The 8,163-nt window shown below is 63.2% G+C and carries 9 protein-coding genes; 4 read left to right on the forward strand and 5 right to left on the reverse strand.

The features are described from left to right. The first annotated feature begins 73 nt into the window (after positions 1-73). From PJL15_RS19615 to PJL15_RS19625, 3 genes are all read left to right on the forward strand, one after another. The gene (locus PJL15_RS19615) at positions 74-1,063 is read left to right on the forward strand and encodes a nitrilase-related carbon-nitrogen hydrolase (protein ID WP_281452809.1); all 990 of its coding nucleotides are present in this window, start codon (positions 74-76) and stop codon (positions 1,061-1,063) included. Beyond that, positions 1,060-2,079, forward strand: a complete 1,020-nt coding sequence (locus PJL15_RS19620) for an agmatine deiminase family protein (RefSeq protein WP_281452810.1) — start codon at positions 1,060-1,062, stop codon at positions 2,077-2,079. Before PJL15_RS19615 ends, PJL15_RS19620 begins: the two co-directional genes overlap by 4 nt. A gap of 171 nt (positions 2,080-2,250) precedes the next feature. Then, on the forward strand, positions 2,251-3,438 hold the full coding sequence (locus PJL15_RS19625) for a TerC family protein (RefSeq protein ID WP_281452811.1): 1,188 nt from the start codon (positions 2,251-2,253) through the stop codon (positions 3,436-3,438). Between the two features lie 78 nt (positions 3,439-3,516). Here the strand turns inward: PJL15_RS19625 and PJL15_RS19630 are convergent, their stop codons facing one another. The 5 genes from PJL15_RS19630 to PJL15_RS19650 form a co-directional block, all read right to left on the reverse strand. Further along, entirely contained in the window at positions 3,517-3,855 is a 339-nt protein-coding gene (locus PJL15_RS19630; RefSeq protein WP_281452812.1) for a YciI family protein, read from the reverse strand. A 28-nt stretch (positions 3,856-3,883) separates the two neighbouring features. After that, a complete protein-coding gene (locus PJL15_RS19635; protein WP_281452813.1) occupies positions 3,884-4,858 on the reverse strand; it encodes a TIGR03086 family metal-binding protein in 975 nt (324 codons plus the stop codon). Then, positions 4,818-5,234 carry an ArsR/SmtB family transcription factor gene (locus tag PJL15_RS19640; RefSeq protein ID WP_281452814.1) on the reverse strand — a complete coding sequence of 139 codons (417 nt, stop codon included), beginning with the start codon at positions 5,232-5,234 and terminating at the stop codon, positions 4,818-4,820. Before PJL15_RS19640 ends, PJL15_RS19635 begins: the two co-directional genes overlap by 41 nt. A gap of 46 nt (positions 5,235-5,280) precedes the next feature. Then, positions 5,281-6,645, reverse strand: coding sequence for an MFS transporter (locus tag PJL15_RS19645; RefSeq protein WP_281452815.1), 1,365 nt, complete (start codon positions 6,643-6,645; stop codon positions 5,281-5,283). A 167-nt stretch (positions 6,646-6,812) separates the two neighbouring features. Continuing rightward, the gene (locus PJL15_RS19650; protein WP_281452816.1) at positions 6,813-7,550 is read right to left on the reverse strand and encodes an ANTAR domain-containing response regulator; all 738 of its coding nucleotides are present in this window, start codon (positions 7,548-7,550) and stop codon (positions 6,813-6,815) included. 278 nt (positions 7,551-7,828) lie between these two features. Here PJL15_RS19650 and PJL15_RS19655 point away from each other — a divergent pair. After that, positions 7,829-8,163 (forward strand): hypothetical protein (locus PJL15_RS19655; protein WP_281452817.1); only part of this gene is annotated, 335 nt, incomplete at its 3' end.

Consider the following 8,163-nt stretch of genomic DNA (forward strand, 5'->3'; position numbering starts at 1 on the left):
CATCAAACGACGCGATTCCGCCGGAATCGAACCATCATGCAAGGACCCCTAGGTCCCGTTAGGAAGCACCACCATGGACATCATCACCAACACCGAACCGCCCGCATCCTTCGCCCGGAGCCAGGAGAGCACCCGCAATCCGCTCCGCGTGGCCCTGGTCCAGCACCACTGGCGGGAAGACCCAACAGAACTCACCTCGGTGCTCACCCAAGCCATCGGCAAAGCGTCCGACGCCGGCGCTACCGCCGTCTTCCTGCCGGAACTCACGCTCTCGAAATACCCGGCAAACATCCGGGCCGACAGCAACCCCGGCCGGAATGCCGAGGACCTGATCACCGGCCCCACCTTCGAGTTCGCCGCCAACGCGGCCCGCACCCACGGAGTCACCGTCCACGCATCACTCTACGAGCGTGCCGACGCAAGCGACGGCCTGGGCTTCAACACCGCCATCCTCGTCTCACCCAAGGGCGAGCTGCTGGCACGGACCCGCAAGACCCACATCCCTGTCAGCGCCGGCTACTACGAAGACACCTATTTCAGGGCCGGCCCCGCCGAGGACGCCTACCCGGTGTACCGTCCAGCGGAACTGGACCATGCCGCCGTCGGACTCCCTACCTGCTGGGACGAATGGTTCCCCGAGGTCGCACGGCTGTATTCACTTGCTGGCGCCGAAATCCTGGTCTACCCCACCGCCATCGGCTCGGAGCCGACCTTCCCGGAATTCGACCACCAGCCGCTGTGGCAGCACGTCATCACCGGCCACGGCATCACAAACGGCACCTTCATGGTGGTCCCCAACCGGACCGGAGACGAAGGCGACATCACCTTCTACGGGTCCTCGTTCATCTCCGACCCCTATGGTCGCGTCCTGGTTCAGGCACCGCGGGACCAAGAGGCTGTCCTGGTGGCTGATCTCGACCTTGACCAGCGGAAGGACTGGCTTGATCTGTTCCCGTTCCTGACCACCCGTCGCCCCGATACCTACGCCGAGCTCACCCTGGACGTCGACACCGAACACCCGTACGGTGCAACATCCGCCCCTTTGAGCGCGGGCCGGTCATGACCTGGATGATGCCGAGCGAAACGGCCCGCCAGGAACGCGTGTGGATGGCATTCCCGCCGGAGCGTTCCTCCATAGGTCATACCGCGGCGGAAACCCACGAGGCCCGAACCGCCTGGGCTGCCGTGGCGCACGCCGTGCTTGAATTCGAGCCGGTCACCATGGTGGTGGACCCACCGGACCCGGCCGCCGCCCGAACGTACCTTTCGAGCGACATTGAGCTGGTGGAAGCACCCCTCGACGACGCGTGGATGCGGGACATCGGGCCCACCTTCGTGACCGGCGACGACGGTCGGCTGGGTGGGGTGGACTGGGTCTTCAACGGCTGGGGGCAGCAGGACTGGGCCACCTGGGACAAGGACTCAAAGGTCGGCGCGGAAGTGGTGCGGCAGGCCGGGGCGGAGCTGATTCAAAGCACCATGGTCAATGAAGGCGGCGGGATCCAGGTGGACGGCTTGGGCACAGTCCTGGTCACCGAAACCGTACAACTGGATAAGTTCCGGAACCCTGAGCTGAGCAAGGCGGATGTCGAAGCCGAACTGGCCCGCACCATCGGCGCCACCCAGGTCATTTGGCTTCCGCGGGGGCTGACGCGGGATTCGCAGGACCTCGGAACCCGCGGACACGTAGACATCGTGGCTGCCATCCCGTCCCCGGGCGTGCTGCTTGTCCATTCCCAGCGCAACCCAGAGCACCCGGACTTCCAGGTCACCGCCGACATCATCTCGATGCTCGCCGGGACCCGGGATGCGCAGGGCCGGGCATGGGAAATCGTGGAAGTACCCGCCCCGGAGACATTGCGCGACGAGCTCGACTGGGTGGATTACAGCTACATCAACCATCTGGTGGTCAACGGCGGTGTCATTGCCTGCAGCTTCGATGACCCCGCCGACACCGAAGCCCGGCGGATCCTCGAGCAAGCTTACCCGGGGCGAAAAGTAGTCACGGTGGATGCCCGCCCCATCTTCGCCCGCGGCGGCGGCATCCATTGCATCACCCAGCACCAACCGGCCGTCTGATGTAGCCGCGGCAGCCCGCCGTCGAGCGCTTAAAGCACGACGGCGGGCGCTGGTCGGCCGTGAGTCCCAACCCGCGGCGTGATGCACGCGAAGCAATCCGGTAAATTTGATTCCACGAGTTTGACCCTCGGTGAGCAACACCATTCGCGCGCCTCACGAAAGCAGGATCATATGACCGTCTCTCCCCTCATCTGGGGCATCACCATCGTCGTCATTCTGGCGCTCTTGGCCTTTGACTACTTCTTCCACATCCGCAAAGCCCACGTTCCTTCGCTGAAGGAAGCGGCCATCTGGTCCTCCATTTACGTCGGATTGGCCGTCGTCTTCGGCATCCTGGTGCTGGTCTTTGGCGGAGCGCAGATGGGTTCGGAGTACTTCGCCGGATACATCACGGAGAAGGCCCTGTCGGTCGATAACCTGTTCGTGTTCCTGATCATCATGGCGAGCTTCCGGGTGCCGCGCGAGGACCAGCAGAAGGTCCTGTTGTTCGGCATCGTGTTCTCGCTGATCGCCCGGACCGGCTTCATTTTCCTGGGCGCCGCGCTGATCAACTCGTTCGCCTGGGTGTTCTACATCTTCGGCCTGATCCTGCTGCTCACCGCCGGCAACCTGCTCAAGCCCGGTGACCACGGCGATGACCAAGCCAACAACTTCATCATCCGCGTGGCCAAGAAGCTCTTCCACACCACGGACAAGTACGACGGCGACAAGCTCTTCACCATGGTCAACGGCAAACGGGCCCTCACCCCGATGCTCCTGGTGATGGTGGCGATCGGCGGCACGGACATCCTGTTTGCCCTCGACTCGATCCCGGCAATCTTCGGCCTCACCCAGAACGTCTTCATCGTCTTCACGGCCACCGCGTTCTCGCTGATGGGCCTGCGCCAGCTCTACTTCCTGATCGATGGCCTGCTGGATCGCTTGATCTACCTCTCCTACGGCCTCGCGGCGATCCTGGCGTTCATCGGCGTCAAGCTCATCCTGCACGCCCTCCACGAGAACAACCTGCCGTTCATCAACGACGGCGAGCACGTGGCCGTCGTCGAAATCACCACTGGCCTGTCGCTGAGCGTGATTATCGGAACGCTGATCATCACGGTGGCGTTGTCGCTCCTGAGCCCCGCCGGTAAGGCCCAAACGGCCATCAACAATGCCCGCCGGCACGCCGTGGACTACCTCGACCTTGACTACACGGCCGACGCCAACGAACGCGAGCGCATTTACCGCGCGCTGACGGCCGAGGAGGCGCAGATCGTCCAGATGCCCCTCAAGTACAGGAACAAGGCCAAAGACGTGGACAAGATCCGCGAGCAAGTGGCCGAGGCACACCGCCAGCACGAGGCCTTCCTCAACCGCTAACGGCTATCCGCCCAACCGTTAAGCAAGAAGAATGCGGGCCTCATTCTGAGACCCGCATCCTTCTCTGCGTAGCTGTCCCTACATCCCGGGAACCTGCTGCGCCTCGTGGACTTCGATCTCGCAGCCACCGGGCATCTTCAGGTGGGGGTGCTCCTTGGCAAGCTGCAGTGCGGCTTCCATGTTTTCGGCTTCGACGATGCTGTAACCGGCAACCTCACGCTTGCTCGGCGCCGTTCCACCGTCAGAGGAAACGCGGACTCCGTTAGCCAGCGGTGTACCAAAATCCACAAGCCCGTCGCCCACCTTGGCGGCCCACGCGTTCCACTGCCCCATGACGGCTTCCATCTCTTCCGGAGCCGGGGGTGCTGCTTCAGCCGGAGTCATGGGTGCGTGATAGATAAAAACAAACCTGGACATGATGGTCCTTCTTTCTGTGGTGGTGGATTTAGAGGGTGACGCTACGGCCGGTGAAGGCAACCAAGCGCTCCAGGCTGCCCGCCGTCTCCGACGTCGGCTGCTCCGGCGCGAAGCTTCCATTGGCGCGGACCTGCTCGGAAATGGTCTGGCGCGCCAGTTCGGTGACGTAATCGCTGACGACGTCGGACACGGCCACCTGCTGATCGGTCGCCTTCGCGAAGTCCCACGCGTGGACCAGGAGCTCGAGGTTCAGAATTCCGGCCAGAGTGGTTGCGGGGAGCTCAGCGAAGCCCATGTCCACAGCACCCTCAACGCCGCGGCGCGCGAACGCTTCCAAAGCAGGCTGTGCCAATTCGGCGATCCGGACCTCCGGTGCGGCGTCCTTGCGATCAACCGGCTCAGCGCCTAGGGCACGCCCAATATTCAGGAGCGAGCCCGCCAGGTGCTCCAACAACCCGGCAACGTTGAAGTCGGCACACGGGGTAGCCTTGTCAGCATCGTCAGCGGTGACGTTCCGGAGGACGCCCAGGAGAATCGCCAGCGAGGCATCGGCGGATGTCAGGTGGTCAATGGGATCGGGTGCCCAGGCCCAGTCATCCCTGCCCGCGGCCGAGGACGCTTCATCGACGAGCCGCTCCAGATAGTGGTTCCAGCCCATCGCGTGCGAGGCCGCCTGCTCCTCCGTGAGGCCCTCATGCACCATGCGCAGCGACGTGCCGGCTGCCTCGGGCTCCAAGGTAATGGTCACTGTGGACGCACCTGGCGGCAAATCCCCGCCACCTTCCCAGCCCCACGTAAAGACGACCCGCTTTCCCGGTTCAATCTCCTGAAATACTCCGGCGGCGTGATGGCCAGGGGTAACAGTCCAGCGATACTCGCCACCGACCCGGAGGTCCACCCTGGCTGCCACGGTTTGCCAGCGACGAAGCCGCTCCGGCTGGGTGATGAGCGCGAACGCTTCGTCAACTGTGACCGGCAGGTGGATCGTTTTGTCGAAACTCATGTGCGTCCTTGTCTTGGAGTTGCTGGTTGTTGGGGTGTTGTTGTGGAGTGCCGCGCTGCTCAGCCATCGCCGCGGCATCGGAGGCCAGGAGATCCAGCTCATTGGTCCAGAACTGCGAGACAAGTTCACGGAGGCGGCCCATTCCGAGGGGATTGAGCCGGTAGAACCTGTTCCTCCCTTCCTTGCGGGCAGTGACCAAGCCCGCCTTTTCCAGCAAGAGCAGGTGCTGCGAAATGGCGGAGCGGCTGACCTCGAAGTGCGCAGACAGATCGCTGACGGCTCGTTCGTTGCCGGCCAGGAGATGCAGGAGTCTACGCCGATTGGGCTCTGCGGCGATCTCCAGGGCATCCAACACATTCAATACGTTAGTGATCACTAACGCATTAAGCAAGGGCTATGCTGTGCCTTCTCCAAGGGGCGGGCTAAACCGCCGGCTTCCGCCACATCACCGCGAGCACCAGCACCACGGCACTAAGCCCGAGCATCACCAGGACCATGATTCCCCAGTTCGCCTGGTTCACTCCGGGGCCGTACAGCACACCGATCAGAACGGTGGCGGTGATGGCTCCGAGGTAGCGGCACGTCTGGAAGATTCCCGCTGCCACTCCCCTCTCCTCCGGCCGGGCGGAAACGTAGAGGCCCTGGTTGGACGCCGTGCTGACCATCCCATACGGGACACCCATCAAGGCGGTCAGGACGAACACCACCGGCGCCCACAGCGTCATGGTGAGAATCCCCAGGGTGCCGGCCGCAAGACTCAGAATCACGACCCCTGTGATCAGGACCGAACGGACGCCGAACCGCTCAATGAACCGCACGGTCAGTGGCGTCACCACAACCGACAACGCCGCAAGGGGAAGCATCAGCAGGCCCACCACGCCGGCGTCGTAATGGCCTGCTTCCTGCAGCAGCTGCGGAAGGCCGAAGAACGCAAAGTAATAAACGCCGCTGAAGACGATGAACAGCAAGTACACCAGCAGCAGCGGTCGGTTCCGGCCCAGCAGGCGGAGGTCCAGGAACGGGGGCCGGAACCTCAGCTCCCGCCAGGCAAAAAGCGCGCCGATCACTGTGGCGCCGCCCAGAAGGTACCAGCGGTACCCGGGCAGCACGTTGAGCAGCGCCATCATGGCCAGCATCAGCGAGGTAACGAAAGCGAGGATGCCGGGGATGTCGGAGTCGCGGAGGAGCGTTCCCAACGAACCCGTTTCCCGGCCGGAATCCGCGGGCGCCGTTTGGCGAACAATGAACAAGGCCAGCAACGCGATGGGGACGTTGATGGCGAACAGCGCCTGCCATCCCACCAGGCTCACCAGCAAGCCGCCGACCACCGGACCAATAGCTGCGGCGGACGTGTTCGCCATCTGGATCCGTCCCAGCGGTCGGGTGGACGGCAGGTTGGCAAGCTTGCTCAACTCCGTCACCATCACGACGGCGGACGGGTAAGCGGTAGCGGTCCCCACCGCCATGAGCGCGCGGGCAACACAGACGAGTGCGAAGTTGGGCAGGAAGGGAGCGATCGCGCAGGTGACAGCCACCAAGGCCATGCCGAACATGAACAGACGACGTGGTCCGAAGCGATCAGCAAGCCTGCCCATGAGCGGCTGGCCCGCCGCCGACGCCAAATAGAACGAAGTGATGACCCAGGTGACTGTGGCGACGTCCAGGGAGAAGTGCTCCCGAAGGACCACCAACGCCACGGCGATCATGGACGAATTCAGCGGATTCAGCGCCGTCCCCAGGCTCAGCGCGGCAATCGCGAGCCCTGGACGGGGTTTGTTGGCAGTCACCCGACCCAGTCTGCTCCATGGTTGCCTCGGGTTACGAAACGGGTTCGGTGGGCGGACTCTCTGGTTCAGGCAAATTTTGCTGGATCATCTGGCGTAGCAGCGGCACCCAACCCCGGAATTCCGCGGGTGCACCGAGGGGCGGGCGCCGATGATCCAGCAGAATCTACTCACTCCTCAAAGTGCGTGGTGATCTTCCCCGAGGAGACGGCGGCGATGATGGACTTTGCCAGATGCCGCAGTTTGATATTCCGGTTGCTCGAAGCCGTGCGGAGGATGGTGAACGCTTCCTCCTGGCTGCAATGGTTTTGGGCCATGATCGCGCCAACCGCCAAATCGATGACGGTACGTGACTGCATGGCCGCTGCCAGGTCATTCCGCGCGTCGCTGAGCTGGGCGATTTTCAGCGCGAGCCGCAGGGATTTGGAAGCATGGGATGCGAAAATCTCGGCGCGCTCCACATCGTCATCGCTGAAGGCGTCTGTTCGTTCCGAGTAGAGGTTCAAGGCAGCGCGGGTATCGCCTTCCACCAACAGCGGGACGCTGAGGATCGAGCGAAGGCCCTGGTCCGAGGCAGCCTGGATATATTCGGGCCAGCGATGCTCGGCCAGGAGGTCCCGAACCAGCACGGGCGTGAGCTTGTCCATTGCCGTGAGGCAGGGACCCTCGAAGGTGCTTTGGAGTTGGTCCATGACGAGGGCGCGCTCGTCGCTGCTCGCCGCGGTTGCGGACTTCTTGCGACGTAACACGGTGATGCCGCTGAAGACCGGGCTCTCCGGGTGGGAGAGGCTCTCGGCGGAGAAGGCTGCAAGATCGCTGAGAAAAGCCTCAACGTCTTCGCTGCCCAGAACCAGATCCAAAAAGTATCCGTTCTGGAGAGCGTCCTGCTCGGGGAGGGGGTTGACCATGCACGTTCCTACTGACTGAAATGCGTCCCCAGCAGACAGCAAAGGAGCGAAAAGGGCCGCCCTCTGCAAAACGGTCTGGCAATACCTTATATCCCAACGATCAACGGTACAAAGTGCAATTCAAAAGGGCTTGACCTGCGGCAACGCCCACAGCCTGATCCCGCTTTGTCAACTGAGGCAACGCTTTCATGACGCGCAATAAGTAAGTAGGCTTACTATGCAATCGTGATCCGACAGGTCGCGGTCCGACAAGGACCATCATGAAAAGGAGACATCAGATGGGCGTGGAAGACAGCATCCGCAAGGCAACCGAAAATGCCATGGAAGATCTGGCCGGCACCTCCGACCCCGTGAACGACCGCAACGTCCCCGAGCCCGGCGAGAAGGACGACGACATCCAGGTCCACTCATCCATCAGCGAAGGCTCAAACGCCATGGATGAGGACATCTCACCCAAGGAGGATCGCCCCACCGGCCGTCGCCGCGCTCCAGGTGAACCCGACGGCGGAACTCCAGCCCGCGGACAGGGCGACGACGCCGGGACTCACCAGGGCGACACCGACGCCCCGGCCGCTTCGGGCGACGTCGCAGGCCCAGCTGGGCTGCCCAGCGG

Source organism: Paenarthrobacter nitroguajacolicus (genome assembly GCF_029952445.1).
In the GTDB taxonomy this organism is placed as follows: Bacteria; Actinomycetota; Actinomycetes; order Actinomycetales; family Micrococcaceae; genus Arthrobacter; species Arthrobacter nitroguajacolicus_B.